Origin of the sequence: Schaalia naturae (genome assembly GCF_042665795.1) — a bacterium.
Taxonomy (GTDB): Bacteria; Actinomycetota; Actinomycetes; order Actinomycetales; family Actinomycetaceae; genus Pauljensenia; species Pauljensenia naturae.
Genome location: NZ_JBHTEF010000001.1, coordinates 58,594 through 72,671, shown reverse-complemented (window position 1 = coordinate 72,671; position 14,078 = coordinate 58,594). Strand labels below are relative to the sequence as shown.

Here is a 14,078-nt window from a genome sequence, read left to right as displayed (position 1 = left end):
TCAGCGGGACTGGTTCCCGACGTACTCCGCGAAGAGGCCCATGACCTTCTCGAAGTGCTCCTGGGTGCCTTCGGTGAGGGCGTGCCCGTCCGATCCGAACTGGTCCTTGCGGATGTTGACGAACAGCTCGGGCTGGCTCATCAGGTGGACATTGAACATCGTGAGCATGCTGCGCAGCTGGACGACGGCCACCCCCGCAGACGTCGCCCCTCCCGAGGCCCCGGCCACCATCACGGGCTTGCCCGCCAGGGACATGTCCCCCGCCGGACGGGAGAGCCAGTCCAGCGCGTTCTTGAGGACCGCGGGCACGCAGCGGTTGTACTCGGGCGTCACCATGAGCACGCCGTCGGCGTCCTCGACGATCTGCTTGAGGCGGGTTCCGGCCTCGGGGAAGTCCCGGTCGAGCTCGGGCCGGTAGAAGGGCAGGTCGACGATCGGCGCCTCGACGAACTCCAGGCCCTTCGGGGAGGCGAGGATCAGGGCGTTGGCGAGGCGGCGGTTGAGCGAGTCCTCCGAGGCGGAGCCGACGAGGTAGGCGATGGTCTGAGTCATGAGGTGGCATCCTTCCGGAGCGGGCTCCGGCAGGGGCCGCTCCCAATTTTGTTGCGATGGCAACAACCAGTATGCACCTGACGAGGCCGGACCCGGCCTCACAGAACCGAGGGATTGGGCACAGCGCGACCGCCGGCCCGGGCGCCGGCCTCAGAACCTGTCGTCGAGCGCCGCTTCCGACAGCGCGCGCAATTCGTCCAGGTCCGCCGTCCATCCTGAGCCGTTGCCCAGCCCGGCCAGCAGGTCGGCGCCCGTCACCGCCAGCATGTCCCCGCCCGTCGTCCCGATGCGGACGGCGGGCACGCCCTCCGCCTCGCAGGCCGCGAACGCCGCCGGGACCGCGCCCTCGGGCACTGCGACCAGCGCGCGGGCCTGGGACTCGCCGAGCAGCATGAGGAAGTCGCCGATCCCGTCGCGGGCCTCCGCCCGGGAGAGGTCGAAGGTGCCGCCGACCCCGAAGCGCAGGGAGGCGTCGACCAGGGCTTGGATGAGGCCGCCCGAGGACAGGTCATGAGCGGCGCGCACGAGCGGCCGCCCGTCGGGGCCGTCGGCCTCGCCGAGCGCGCGCACGACGCCGCCCAGGGCCGACTCCGCGCCCAGGTCGACCGCCGGCGGCAGGCCGCCGAGGTGCCGGTGGACGATGCGAGCCCACGCCGAGCCGTCCAGTTCCTCGCGAGTCTCCCCCAGCAGCAGGACCGCCAGCCCCTCCTCGGTCCAGCCCGAGGGGATGGCCCGGGTGACGTCCCCGAGGATCCCCAGCATCCCCACCACCGGCGTCGGGTTGATCGAGGAGTCGGGCTGCCCCTTGACGGTGCCGGAGGAGTTGTACAGCGACACGTTCCCGCCGGTGACGGGCACCCCCAACTCGACGCAGCCGTCGGCCAGCCCGGCCATCGCGGTGACCAGCTGCCACATGGCGTCCGGGTCCTCGGGGTTGCCGAAGTTCAGGCAGTCGGTGATGGCCACGGGCCGGGCGCCGACCATGGAGACGTTGCGGTAGGCCTCGGCCAGCGCCTGGCGGGCCCCCTCGCGCGGATCCAGCTTCGTGTACCACCCGTTCGCATCGGTCGACAGGGCCACGCCGAGGCCCGTGGCCTCGTCCACACGCACCACGCCAGCGTCGTCCGGCTGGGCCAGGGCTGTGTTTCCCTGGACGTAGCGGTCGTACTGGTCGGTCACCCACGCCGAGGAGGCCTGGTTGACGTCGCCGAGCACCTCCCGCAGCGCGCCCTCGAGCTCCTCGGGCGTCCCCGGTCGCGCGAGCCGTTCGCTCGTGTCCGCCTGGAGGGCGTCCTGCCAGGCCGGGCGCGCGAAGGGCCGGTCGTACACGGGGCCGTCGTGCGCCACGGTCTTCGGGTCGACGTCGACGATGCGCGCCCCGAAGTGGTCGATCGTCAGCCTCCCGTCGTCGGTGAGCACCCCGATCACCGAGGCCTCGACGTCCCACTTGTCGATGATCGCGAAGAAACTGTCGCGGTCCCTGGGGGTCACGATCGCCATCATCCGCTCCTGCGACTCCGACATGAGGATCTCGCCGGCGGTCAGCGTCGGGTCGCGAAGGAGGACCTTCTCCAGGTCCACGTGCATGCCGGTGTCGCCGTTGGAGGCCAGCTCCGAGGTGGCGCAGGAGATCCCGGCCGCGCCCAGGTCCTGGATGCCCTGGACGACGCCGGCGGCGAAGAGCTCGAGGCAGCACTCGATGAGGACCTTCTCCATGAACGGGTCGCCCACCTGCACGCTGGGCCGTTTGGCGGGCATCCCGTCCTCGAAGGTCTCCGATGCCAGGATGGAGGCTCCTCCGATGCCGTCGCCGCCGGTGCGCGCCCCGAAGAGGACCACGAGGTTGCCGGGCCCCGTCGCGTTCGCCAGGTGGATGTCCTCGTGGCGCATCGTCCCCAGGCACAGGGCGTTGACCAGCGGGTTCCCCTGGTAGGAGGGGTCGAACTCCGTTTCGCCGCCGATGTTGGGCAGGCCCAGGCAGTTCCCGTACCCGCCGACGCCCGCGACGACGCCGTGGACGACGCGCTGGGTGTCGGGGTGGTCCGCCGCCCCGAAGCGCAGCTGGTCCATGACGGCGACCGGCCGCGCCCCCATCGCGATGATGTCCCGGACGATGCCGCCCACCCCCGTGGCCGCCCCCTGGTAGGGCTCCACGAAGCTCGGGTGGTTGTGCGACTCGACCTTGAAGGTGGCGGCCCACCCCTGTCCGATGTCCACCACGCCCGCGTTCTGCCCCATGCCGACCATGAGACGCTCGCGCATCGCGTCCGTCGTCTTCGCGCCGAACTGCTCGGCGAGGTGTTTCTTCGACGACTTGTAGCTGCAGTGCTCGGACCACATCACCGAGTACATCGCCAGCTCCGCGTCCGTGGGCCTGCGGCCCAGGATCTGCGTGATCCGCAGGTACTCGTCCTCCTTGAGGCCGAGCTCCGCCCACGGCATCGCGCGCGCGGGCGTCGCCGCGGCGTCCTGGACGGTGTCGGGGGTCTCGCGGGGAGTGACGGGGGAGGCCTGCGTGCTCATGACATGCTCCAGTCGGTCGGAGGATGGGGTCGTGGGAAGGGTCGCACCGGGCGGTCAGCCCCGTGCGGGGACGAGGGCGTCCTCGCCTCGGGAGGCGGAAGGACGACGATGTTGTCCACAGGTTTCTTCCACAGGGGTGTGGATGACGACGGAATCCTGCTCCACACGTGTGGACGGCCTTGTGGACGAAGCGGTGGACACGGATCCGGTCAGACGCCGGCCGGTCCGGAAGACGGCCAGGCGGTCGACGATCTCGCTGCGGGGGCGACGCATTCCCATGGCCTCAGCCGACCAGCGCGCGCAGCACGGAGGCGAACAGCGCCAGACCGTCCGTGCCGCCGTGGGCGGCGACGCCCTCTCCCACGGACTCCGACCGGGGCCCGAATCCGGCCTCGACGGCGTGCTCCGGGTGGGGCATGAGCCCGACGACGGTCCCGGACCGGTTCGTGATCCCCGCGATGTCGTGGGCGGAGCCGTTCGGGTTCCCCTCCGTGTACCGGAAGACGACGCGCCCCTCGTCCTCCAGGCGCGCCAGGTCCTCCGGCAGGGCCTGGAAGGAGCCCTCGCCGTGCTTGAGGGGGATCGTCAGCGTCGTCCCGGCCTCCAGGTCGCGGGTCCAGGCGGTGTCCGCGTTCTCCACCAGCAGAGCCTGGTCGCGGCACACGAAACGCTGGCCGCTGTTGCGGACCAGCGCGCCCTCGAGCAGGTGGGCCTCGCACAGGACCTGGAATCCGTTGCAGATCCCGAGCACGGGCAGCCCCCGGCGCGCCTCCTCGACGACCGCGCGCATGACCGGGGCCACGGCGGCGATCGCCCCGCAGCGCAGGTAGTCGCCGTAGGAGAACCCGCCGGGAAGCACCACGGCGCGGACGCCGTGCAGGTCGGGATCCTTGTGCCACAGCCGCACCGGCTCCCCGCCGGCCAGCCGCACCGCGCGGGCGGCGTCGCGGTCGTCCAGGGTTCCGGGGAAGGTGACGACGCCGACGCGCGTCACAGGGCACCGCCCGTGGACGCGGCGCCGTCCTCGTCGATCTCCTCCACGCGGACGACGTCCTCGATGATGGGGTTGGACAGGACCTCCTCGGCGGCCCGGCGCGCCTGGCCCAGCAGCTCCCCGGTCACGGGGCCGTCGACGTCGAGGTGGAAGCACTTCCCCTGGCGCACGGCGGTGAAGCTGGCGATGCCCAGACGCGGCAGGGCCGAGCCCACGGCCTTGCCCTGGGGATCCAGGATCTCCGGTTTCGGCATCACTTCGACGATGATTCGCCCCACGGCGTTCTCCTCGGGTCGGATTGTGGATGGGTGAGTGGGCGGGTGGGCGGCGCGGATCGCGTGCCGCGGGAGAGGCTCAGAGCCGGGGCTCCTCGCCGGTGATCCGGTGGAAGGCCTCCAGATAGCGCTCGCGCGTCGCGGCGACGATCTCGGAGGGGAGCGCGGGCGGCTCCGCGTCGCCGCCCCGGTCCCAGCCCGAGGCCGGCGAGGTCAGCCAGTCCCGGACATACTGCTTGTCGAAGCTCGGCGTGACCTCCCCGGGAGCCCAATGATCCGCCGGCCAGAACCGCGAGGAGTCGGGGGTGAGGATCTCGTCGGCCAGCACCACCTGACCCGTCGTGCGGTCGACGCCGAACTCGAACTTCGTGTCGGCGATGAGGACGCCGCGAGCGGCTGCGATCTCGGCGGCGCGCCGGTACAGGGCCAGCGAGATCTCGCGCAGGCGGGAGGCCAGGTCCTCCCCCACGAGCTCGACGACGCGCGCGAAGGAGATGTTCTCGTCGTGGGATCCCAGTTGCGCCTTCGCGGCCGGGGTGAAGATCGGTTCCGGCAGGCGCGAGGCCTCGACCAGGCCCGGGGGCAGAGCGACGCCGCACACCGCCCCCGTCGCCCGGTAGTCGGCCAGGCCGGACCCCGTGAGATAACCGCGCACGACGCACTCGATGGGCGCCATGGCCAGCGCCCGGCACACGACGGCCCGGCCGACGACCTCCTCGGGCACCGGCGGCTCGCCGCCCGCGTCCGTGGAGACGACGTGGTTGGGGACGATGTCCTCCAGACGGCCCATCCACCACAGGGCGAGCTGGTTGAGCACCTTGCCCTTGTCCGGGATCAGCGAGGGGAGGATATGGTCGTAGGCGCTGATCCGGTCCGAGGTCACCATGAGGAGGTGTCGGGGGCGTGCCGCCCCGCGGGCGCCGGGCGAGGCGGCCGGCGCGGAATCGGGCGCGGTGTCCTCGACGGGCGCGTAGATGTCGCGGACCTTGCCCGAGGACAGGTGCACCCATCCCGGGAGGTCTGGTGCGGGCGATCCGTTCATGTCGGTCATGTCGATCGGTCCTTTCCTCTCCGGGGTCGCGCCCGGTCAGGGCAGCGGATGCGCCGGGGTCGTGGAGTGGGCGCCCGTGGCCCCGGCCAGGCCCTCCATGAGGTCGGGGTCCCAGGTGGCGATGTCGGTGCGGTGCTGGTCGCCGCCGTCGAAACGGAGGCGGTCGACGCCGCTGTAAGCGGCGGCTCGGGCCTCGGGGAGGGTCCGCCCCCGCCCCACGACGTCGAGGACGCGCCCGCCCGCCGTGACCAGATCGTCTCCGGCGCGCGCGGTGCCGGCCTGGAGGACGTGGACGCCAGGCAGCGCCCGCGCCTCGGCGAGTCCCCTGATCCGTCTGCCCGTGCGCGGCGCGTCCGGGTAGCCCGGCGCGGCCATGACGACGGCGACGGCGGCGTCCTCGGACCACCGGGGCGCCTCGGCGACGGCCAGCGCGCCCGTGGCCGCGGCCAACAGCAGGTCGGCGAGAGGGGACTCGAGCCGTTCGAGCACCACCTGGGTCTCCGGGTCCCCGAAACGGACGTTGAACTCGACGACGCGCAGGCCGCGGCTGGTGAGCGCCAGTCCGCAGTAGAGCAGACCCTGGAAGGGCGTGCCCCGGCGGCGCATCTCCTCAAGGGTCGGCTCGGCGACGGTGCGGAGAACCTCGTCCGTGAGGCGGGCGGGCAGCCAGGGCAGAGGCGAGTAGGCGCCCATGCCTCCGGTGTTGGGGCCTGCGTTGCCGTCCGCGAGCCGCTTGAAGTCCTGGGCCGGCACCAGGGGGACGGCCCGAGTCCCGTCGCACAGGCAGAACAGGGAGACCTCGGGACCGTCCAGGTAATCCTCGATGACCACGGCGCCATCGGGACGCGCCAGGCATTTCGCGGCGTGGGCTCGCGCGGCATCCGCGTCCGAGGTGACGACGACGCCCTTGCCTGCTGCAAGAGCGTCGTCCTTCACCACGTGCGGAGCACCGAACTCGGCCAGTGCCGAGTCGACCTCTGCGAGGTCGCGGCAGGTGCGCGACCGGGCGGTCGGCACTCCGGCGTGGGCCATGACGTCCTTGGCGAAGCTCTTGGAGGCCTCCAGCTGGGCGGCGGCGCGCGACGGCCCGAAACAGGGGATGCCGGCGGCGCGCACGACATCGGCGACACCTGCGACCAGCGGGGCCTCCGGCCCCACCACGACGAGGTCGACCGCTTGCCTCCGGCTCACCGCGGCGACCGCCGCGGGATCCGCCGCGTCGAAGGGCACGGCCTCGCCGAGGCCGTCCATACCGGGGTTCCCGGCCTGGACCACCAAGTCGGTGGGGATCGCCGGATCGGATGTGCGGATGAGGGCCCGGGCCAGCGCGTGCTCGCGCCCGCCTGTTCCCACCAGGAGGACCTTCACGGGCCCACCTTACCGGCATCCGGGGGATGGTCCTGACCCGCGCCCGGATCCTGGGCGCGGGGACGGCCGACGACGGCCCTCAGCGGCGCGCGGATGGCCGACGCTCGGCGCGCCTCCATCGCTCCCGGGTCATGGCGCACACGCCGTGAAGGCGCCCGAGTCATGGCCGGCCCCGGGTCCCGGCGCGGTTCTCGCGGAGAACGCCACCTGGCCATGATCTGGGAGCCCGGAGGTCACCACCCGCCGTTGGAGAGCCCCGGACGGTTCTGGTCGTAGTCGTCCTCCTGGTCGGAGTCAGATCCGCGGAGCCTGTCCTCGAGCTGCTCGCGCCGCTCGCGCTCCGCCTCGGTCTCCCCCGCGAAGGGGTCCGGCGTCGAGGCGCCGGGAGACGGCTCGGGCGAGGACGATCCCGGGGACCCCGGGGCGTCCGCCTCATCCGGCCCGCTGCCCGAGCCGCCGGACCCGTCCGAGGGCGACGGGGACGGCTCGCGGCCCTCCGCACGGTCGCGGGCGTCCTGGGCCTTCCCGTCGACCCGGTCCTTCGCCGAGCCCGCCTGCTCGCCGGGGTCCGTCTGCGCGTCGCCCGACTGGCCGGACTGGCCGGACTGCTGGCCCTCGCCCGACTGGCCGGACTGGCCGCCGGATCCGCCGCTCTGCTGCCCGGAGCCCTCGGCCTGGCACGGGCCCAGCAGATCGGAGGACCGCTCATAGAGTTCAACGGCCTGCGACCACTCCCGCGCCGTCGTCTGGACGTCGCCCTGCGCCTCAAGGCCCAGAGCCAGGTTCGTGCGCACCCGGCATTCGTAGGAGTAGGCCTCGAGATATCCCTCCGCGACCTCCGTGGCACGCGGGACGCGCTCCATCGCGCGCTGAAGGTAGTCCACACCGGTGTCCAGCCATCCCTGGGCGAGCAGCGTCGTCCCCAGGTTGTAGTCGGCTACCCACCGTTCCGGGCCGTGCGCAGTCGCCGCCATCTGGCCCTGATACCCCTCGCGCGCCGCGCTGAAACGATCGTCCTGATAGGCGCGGCCCGACTGGTAGGACCATAGATGGAGCCCGATGAGGAACACGGCGGCCGCCAGCATGAGCACGATGACCGGCAGCGACCACCACAGGGGACGCAGGGCCGCGCGCGAACGCCGCCTCGGCCGGACGATCCGCCCTCGTCCCCCCTCCCGGCTCCCGGACGACGAGGCCGACGACTCCCCCTGGGCGCCGGGCACCGAAGCGGGCGCCCCGAAGGGCAGCAGATCGGCGTCGTCCCCCGCCTTCCCCCGGCCCGCTGGTCCGGGACCGGGACCGGCGTTGCCCGTCTCAGATGGCATGGGACCTCCTCAGCGCCCGGACGCGGCCCGCCATCGACCACGCCTCCCAAGCGACCAGGGCGGCCAGCGCGATCGCGAACGGCCAGACCGCGTAGCGGTAGGTCGACAGCTCCTTGCGGGACTCGGCCACGACCTGCGCGCCGTCCATCATGGCGGAGGACTTCGAGGCGATCGCCGCCGTGTCGGGAGAGTGGACGTAGCCGACCCCCAGTGCTCCGGCGATTCCGCGCAGCGCCGACTCGTCGATGCGCGAGATCGCCTCCGGCGCGCCGGGCTGGGAGTAGTCGCGGATGTACTCGGGCGCGCCGCCGGTTCCGCCGGACTGGCCGGCCGCGTCGCCGTCGCCCACGCGGTAGACCCGCATCCGGCCGCCCTCCTCGGTGCCGTACCCGATGACCATCCCGCCGTCGATGTGGCCGGCCAGGATGTCCCAAGTCGAGGGGTCGAAGGACTGCTCCGTGTTCGAGGTCTCCCCGTCTGTGAGGACGAAGACGTTGCGGACGTTCTGCGGGTTCGACTGCTCGGCGGCCTGGAGGCGTTCGAGCAGCGCCCCCACCGGGCGGTCCGGAGAGGACCCCTGGGAGAACTCGGAGGCCTCCTGGTGGAAGGTGTCCAGATAGGACTGGACGGCCGACTCGTCGGTCGTGAGAGGGACCACGGTGCGCAGGTCGGAGTCCCACGTCAGGACGCTGAAACGTGCCCCGGCCATCGAGGCCAGGATGGTCTCCGCGTCCTCCCGCACGCCGTCGAGGCGGGGGCTGTCCTCCGTTCCCCAGTCCTCCGCCGCCATCGAGCCCGTGCGGTCCAGGACCAGCCAGACCTCCGTGTCCGAGGTGACGGGCACGGCCTCGCCCGGCACCGAGGGGCCGGCGAGCATGACGGCGGTGACCGCGACCATGAGGGAGCGCCTCAGCGTCGCCCACCTGGCCCGGGGCCCCGAGCGGCGCGCCCCCAGGACCACCAGCGCCGCCCCGCACACGGCGAACAGGGCGATCCACCACACGGGCTCGATGACGGGACGGAGGATCATCGGGCGGCGTCCTCCCGCCCGCGCGGGTCGGCGGGGGCAGAGCCGGGTGCCCGCCACTGCTCCTCGATGAGCCCGCAGACCAGGCGCGTCTCGGCGGTGAGGTCCCGCCCCCCGTCCCCGCCCGCTCGCGAGGCGCTCCACTGGATCTGCGTCCCGTCCGACACCGCCACCAGCGTCCGGGCGATCAGCTCCGAGGGCGCCTCCGGCCGGACCGTGCCCCGCTGCTTCCCGCGCTCGACGGCCCCGCGCAGCCATTCGACGGCGTTATCGAGGTGCCTGAGGAGCCACGCGTGAGCCGGGTGCGCCGGATCGACGGCCGCATCGGAGAGCGCCACGTAGAGCGCGACCCCCTCGGGGTGCCGCGCGTTGTCCTCGATGAGCGCCAGCCAGCGGTCGACGATCTGCCAGATGTCGCCGTCGGACCCGTTGAGGACGCCTTCCATGGCCAGCCGGTCGCGGCGTTCCAGGACAGCGGCGAACAGCCGGTCCTTCGACGAGAAGTGATGGAGCAGCCCGGCCTTCGAGATGTCCGCGGCCTCAGCGATCGCCCCGAGCGACGTTCCCGCGTACCCGTGCGCGGCGAACAGGCTCATCGCCTCGACGAGGACACGCTCGCGCTTGTCCTCCCCGCCCGCTGGGGGCCGCCCAGGGCCGCGAGGGCGCCCGCTGCGCCGGGTTCGTCGAGATGAGGCTGCCATGGTGCGATCTTAGAGCCGCGCCCACGCCGCGAGGCCCAGCAGGACCAGCAGGGACAGGGCGACCCAGGCGAGGGCGCGCTCGGGCCGGTCCGCCTCCACCGTCGTGGCGGAGCCCTGGACCTCCGCCACCTGCTGCGCCTCGATGTCGGCGATGATCCCGTCCACCGACAACGGGTCGTGGGCGTCGTAGAAGTCGCCGCCGGTCAGACGCACTTGGTCGCGCAGTTCCTCGCCCTCCGCGCTCAGATGTGCGGTGTCGCCCGGATACAGGGCGGTCACGAGGACGTCGTGGTCGCGTGCGAGGTCGACGGCTTGGCTGAGGGTGTAGATCTGCGCGCCGAGCACCTCGTTGTCGGTGGCGAGGATGACCATCCGGGAGCGCTGCTGGTCCGTGTGGTCGAAACCGAGCACGCAGCCGGCCAGCCCGTCGCCGGCCAGGGAGGACACCTCCATGTTCGGATCGTCCGTGGCCTCGAGGAACTCGTAGAGCTCATTGGTGACGTACACCCCGGAGTCGTCCTGCCCCTGGTACCCCTCGCCCATGAGCCGCCCGACCTCGTCCAGCGTGTCGCCGGCCATGTCGTAGTCGTCGGTGAGCGGGAACATCACCATCGTGCGGGCGCTCCACAGGTGCAGCGCGATCCGCTCCCCGGAGAAGTGGTCGACCATCTGACGGAAGGCCCCGGCGATCTCCGCGTCGTAGGGGATCATCGACCCGGAGGAGTCCAGGCACAGCACGATGTCGCGGCTGGAGAGGCGCCGGTCCTCCACCCGGCGGTCGACCGGGGCCCCCGCTGACACGGACACCGCCGCCGTGAGGACCGCCAGGCAGGCGGCCGTGGCGGCCACCGCCCACCTGGTGCGGCGCATGAGCGTGCGGTACTTGGGCAGCTCGCGCACATATCCCGAGTTCGCCACCCACCCACGGGCGCCCGAGCGCCTGCCGGCCTCTCTCAGCGCCATCCATCCGGCCGCCGCGACGATCGCCACCGCGGCCAGGCACGCCCACCCGAGCCAGGGGAACCTCATGCCGACACCGCCCTGCGGGCCAGCTCCAGCGTCCGCGCGATCGGCCCGGAACCGTCCGGAGCGCCCGCCGTCCCGTCCGCGGCCGCCGGCGCACCCGGGGCGCTCCCAGCGAAGCTCGGCTTCTCGCATTCGCGCAGGACATCGACGAGCTCGGGCCAGGAGGGCACGAGCGCCTCGACCTCCTCGACGGTGGCGACCTCCAGATCGCGCCCCGAGCGCGCCGTCCCGAGCGCCCGCATCAGACCGGCCACGGCCAGGTGAACCCCGCGTCCGTCCAGCTCGCCGCCGCAGGCGCGCCCCTGGATCTCGTCGAGGAGGCCCAGGTACCGGCGCCGTTCGGCCTCGGAGATCGTGAGGAGCTCGGGGACGTCGGTCTCCTCCGAGCGCCACCACCGCCACAGGCACACGCCGACCCACGCCACGGCCACGACGGCCAGGACGGTGCCCGCCACCCACATCCAGTTGGGATAGGCGACGGGGTCGCGCAGGGAGTCCCCCAACCCCGTGCTACCGGACATGGCTCCCCCTCTCCAGGGCGGTCACGAAGGAGCGGGCGACGGCGGCCCCGGAGTCCAATGAGACCTGGGTGATCCCCCGCCGCCACAGCATGGCCGCGACCTGGGTCTTCCGCAGCGCGGCCGCCTCGTGGGCCTGCGCCGCCAACTCGCGGTCCCCCAGGACGAAGTCGGGCAACGGCCCCGCGTTGACGTCGATGACGGGCGTGCCCCGCGGGAACGAGGTCGGGTCGGCGTCCGCCACGGACATCACGATGACCTCGTGACGGGTGCGCAGCCGCTTGAGGACGTCCTCGTTGTCCGGGGCCGGCTGCGTCTCATCGGTGACGATGACCACCAGGGAGCGTCGCCGCGTCGCCGCGAGCGCGCGCTGGAGCAGCCGGCGCGTGTCCGAGGGCGGCGAGGCCAGGTCGATGTCGGCGGCGACGCGGCGCAGGATCGTCTCCGCGTGGGCGTTGCCCGACCGGGCGGGCATCTGGCGCATGCGTTCGGCGTCCCCGGCGACGAGGCCGATCTGGTCCCCGCGCAGCGTGGACAGCCACGCGATGGTCTCGCAGGCGACCAGCGCGATGTCCTCCTTGGTCTCCCCTGACGGCGCGAGCGCCCCCATGGACCGGCCGGTGTCGACGACCAGGATCATCTGGACGTTGGCCGTGGCCTCGAACCGCTTGACCACCGTGCGCCCCACGCGCGCGGACGCCAGCCAGTCGATGTCCTTGACGTCGTCGCCGACCTTGTACTCGGCCATGTCGAGGAACTCCAGGCCGCGGCCCGCCCGCAGACCGGCGTGCTGCCCCTCCATGAGGGACAGCAGCCGACGCAGGACCGGCAGCTCGATCCGGCTGGCGACCGCCTCCAGGCCGTGGGCGCGCATGGGTCAGGCGTCTCCGCTCACGGCACCGGCACCGCGTTGAACACGGCGTCGATCAGGCCGTCGACGGACACGTCGTCCGCGATGGCGTCGTAGGTGCGGATGAGCCGGTGGCGCAGGATCGCGTGCCGCATCGCCTTGACGTCCTCGGGGATCGCGTAGTTGCGGCCTGCCATGAGGGCGAGCGCCTGGGCGACCTGCATGAGGGCGATCCCCCCGCGCGGCGACGCCCCGACCCTCACATGCGTGCCGAAACCGGGCAGGGGGTTGGGGCCGGCGCCCCGGGTCGTGTTGACGAGGTCGACGATGTAGGTCTTGATCGTGCGGTGGATGAACACCCTCCGCGCCATCTCCTGGAGCTCCTGAAGGTCCTCCAACGAGATGGGGTCGCCCTCCAGGTCCGCGCCGAGTCGCCCGTCGTCGATGCGTTCGAGGACCTCCAGCTCCTCTCGGGGCTCCGGGTAGGTGATGACCTGTTTCATGAGAAACCGGTCCATCTGCGCCTCGGGCAGGACGTAGGTGCCCTCCTCCTCGATGGGGTTCTGGGTGGCCATCACCATGAACGGCTTGGGCAGGGGGTGCACGACGCCCCCGATCGTCGTCTGGGCCTCCTGCATCGCCTCGAGCATCGCGGACTGGGTCTTGGCCGAGGACCGGTTGATCTCGTCGAGCAGCACGATGTTGGCGTGGACCGGGCCCAGTTGCGTGGTCATCTCTCCGGTCGCCTGGTTGTAGACCTGTGTGCCGATGATGTCGTTGGGCATGAGGTCGGGCGTGCACTGGATGCGGTGGAAGGTTCCCGACACGGCCAAGGCCAGTGTCTGCGCGGCGGTGGTCTTCGCCAAGCCGGGGACGGATTCGATGAGGACGTGGCCCCTGGACAGCAGGCCCGCCATCAGGGAACGGCGCAGATCGGTCTGGCCGACCACCCGCTGGGAGAACATCGCCTCGATCGCGGACAGCCTGGTCTTCGCCGTCGCCAGCTCCGCGTCGCTGAGGTATGCGTCCACAGGGTTCCTCCTCCGTGCCGGGCGGGTTCCCGGTCAGTCTAGACGGGTGGTTCCGGGCGACGAGGGCGGCGCCGGCGGGAGCGGGCCGAATGCGCCACGAGGGCGACGGCTCCGAGGAGCAGGGCGGCGGCAGCGGCGAAGGTGACGAGGAGCCAGGTCGGGGTGCCCGTGGAGTCCTGGGCCTCACCTGTGCGGATGTCCAGGTCGGTGACCATCGACTTCACGCCCGTCACCGTCACCGTGTCGCCCTGGATCGTGCCCTCCGAGGCGGAGGTGACCGGCGCCGGCATCGTGACGGTGAGGGCGACGTCCGCGTCAAGGCCCAGGGTGCCGAGGTCGGACGGGGAGAGCGATCCCGAGCCCGTGCCCTGGGAGAGGGGCAGGAGGAATCGGTAGGACCCGGTCGAGGCGTCCGCGCTCCACAGCGGATTGCCGGACTGGCCGTCCCAGCCGGCCGCCGGCAGGGACACCTGCTCGGTGAGCCGGCATCGCAGGGCGTCGGCGTCGTCGACCGCGGTGATGCTCGCCGTCGGGTCGTCGACGGGCAGGTAGCCCTCCAGCACGCCGTCCATCACCTGCTGGCAGGACAGGTCCGGGTCGTCGATGAGGTCCCGGTCGATGCCGACCTCCAGCGTCACGTCCGCCACGCCCTCCGCGGACACCCCGACCGTCGCCTCGAGGTCACAGGCCGACAGCGCGAGTCCGGACCCCAGGGCGAGCAGGGACGCGGACAGGACACGGGTGCGGCGCATGCCTCCAGTATCCCCGCTCCCCCGTCGGGACCCACATGGCGGCCCGGAACGCGGGACGGGCCCGCGTCCCGGATGAACCGGGATG

The 14,078-nt window shown here is 72.4% G+C and carries 14 protein-coding genes; all 14 read right to left on the bottom strand.

What is annotated here, in order from left to right:
* The 14 genes from ACFQWG_RS00365 to ACFQWG_RS00300 all read right to left on the bottom strand — a co-directional run bounded on the left by ACFQWG_RS00365 (nt 1) and on the right by ACFQWG_RS00300 (nt 13,993).
* On the bottom strand, nt 1-552 hold the full coding sequence (locus ACFQWG_RS00365; protein WP_380971119.1) for an NADPH-dependent FMN reductase: 552 nt from the start codon (nt 550-552) through the stop codon (nt 1-3).
* Between the two features lie 150 nt (nt 553-702).
* Nucleotides 703-3,075, bottom strand: coding sequence for a phosphoribosylformylglycinamidine synthase subunit PurL (purL, locus tag ACFQWG_RS00360; RefSeq protein WP_380971117.1), 2,373 nt, complete (start codon nt 3,073-3,075; stop codon nt 703-705).
* Between the two features lie 283 nt (nt 3,076-3,358).
* On the bottom strand, nt 3,359-4,069 hold the full coding sequence (purQ, locus tag ACFQWG_RS00355) for a phosphoribosylformylglycinamidine synthase subunit PurQ (RefSeq protein ID WP_291499272.1): 711 nt from the start codon (nt 4,067-4,069) through the stop codon (nt 3,359-3,361).
* Nucleotides 4,066-4,347, bottom strand: coding sequence for a phosphoribosylformylglycinamidine synthase subunit PurS (locus ACFQWG_RS00350; RefSeq protein WP_380971115.1), 282 nt, complete (start codon nt 4,345-4,347; stop codon nt 4,066-4,068). The genes purQ and ACFQWG_RS00350 overlap by 4 nt, the downstream gene beginning before the upstream one ends.
* A 76-nt stretch (nt 4,348-4,423) precedes the next feature.
* Entirely contained in the window at nt 4,424-5,395 is a 972-nt protein-coding gene (locus tag ACFQWG_RS00345) for a phosphoribosylaminoimidazolesuccinocarboxamide synthase (RefSeq protein WP_380971113.1), read from the bottom strand.
* A 36-nt stretch (nt 5,396-5,431) separates the two neighbouring features.
* The gene (gene purD / locus ACFQWG_RS00340) at nt 5,432-6,763 is read right to left on the bottom strand and encodes a phosphoribosylamine--glycine ligase (protein ID WP_380971111.1); all 1,332 of its coding nucleotides are present in this window, start codon (nt 6,761-6,763) and stop codon (nt 5,432-5,434) included.
* Nucleotides 6,764-6,996: 233 nt separating this feature from the next.
* Nucleotides 6,997-8,088: a hypothetical protein gene (locus tag ACFQWG_RS00335; protein ID WP_380971109.1), complete on the bottom strand. Its 1,092-nt coding sequence runs from the start codon at nt 8,086-8,088 to the stop codon at nt 6,997-6,999.
* Complete coding sequence (locus ACFQWG_RS00330) at nt 8,078-9,118, bottom strand: VWA domain-containing protein (RefSeq protein WP_380971107.1); 1,041 nt, start codon at nt 9,116-9,118, stop codon at nt 8,078-8,080. Before ACFQWG_RS00330 ends, ACFQWG_RS00335 begins: the two co-directional genes overlap by 11 nt.
* Entirely contained in the window at nt 9,115-9,816 is a 702-nt protein-coding gene (locus ACFQWG_RS00325; protein WP_380971105.1) for a TetR/AcrR family transcriptional regulator, read from the bottom strand. Before ACFQWG_RS00325 ends, ACFQWG_RS00330 begins: the two co-directional genes overlap by 4 nt.
* A gap of 9 nt (nt 9,817-9,825) precedes the next feature.
* Nucleotides 9,826-10,845 (bottom strand): hypothetical protein, encoded by a 1,020-nt coding sequence (locus ACFQWG_RS00320; protein WP_380971103.1) that lies wholly within the window; start codon nt 10,843-10,845, stop codon nt 9,826-9,828.
* Nucleotides 10,842-11,363: a hypothetical protein gene (locus tag ACFQWG_RS00315; RefSeq protein ID WP_380971101.1), complete on the bottom strand. Its 522-nt coding sequence runs from the start codon at nt 11,361-11,363 to the stop codon at nt 10,842-10,844. The genes ACFQWG_RS00320 and ACFQWG_RS00315 overlap by 4 nt, the downstream gene beginning before the upstream one ends.
* A complete protein-coding gene (locus tag ACFQWG_RS00310; RefSeq protein ID WP_380971099.1) occupies nt 11,353-12,234 on the bottom strand; it encodes a DUF58 domain-containing protein in 882 nt (293 codons plus the stop codon). The genes ACFQWG_RS00315 and ACFQWG_RS00310 overlap by 11 nt, the downstream gene beginning before the upstream one ends.
* Nucleotides 12,235-12,251: 17 nt before the next feature.
* A complete protein-coding gene (locus tag ACFQWG_RS00305; RefSeq protein ID WP_380971097.1) occupies nt 12,252-13,241 on the bottom strand; it encodes an AAA family ATPase in 990 nt (329 codons plus the stop codon).
* 38 nt (nt 13,242-13,279) lie between these two features.
* The gene (locus ACFQWG_RS00300) at nt 13,280-13,993 is read right to left on the bottom strand and encodes a hypothetical protein (protein ID WP_380971095.1); all 714 of its coding nucleotides are present in this window, start codon (nt 13,991-13,993) and stop codon (nt 13,280-13,282) included.
* Nucleotides 13,994-14,078 lie beyond the last annotated feature (85 nt).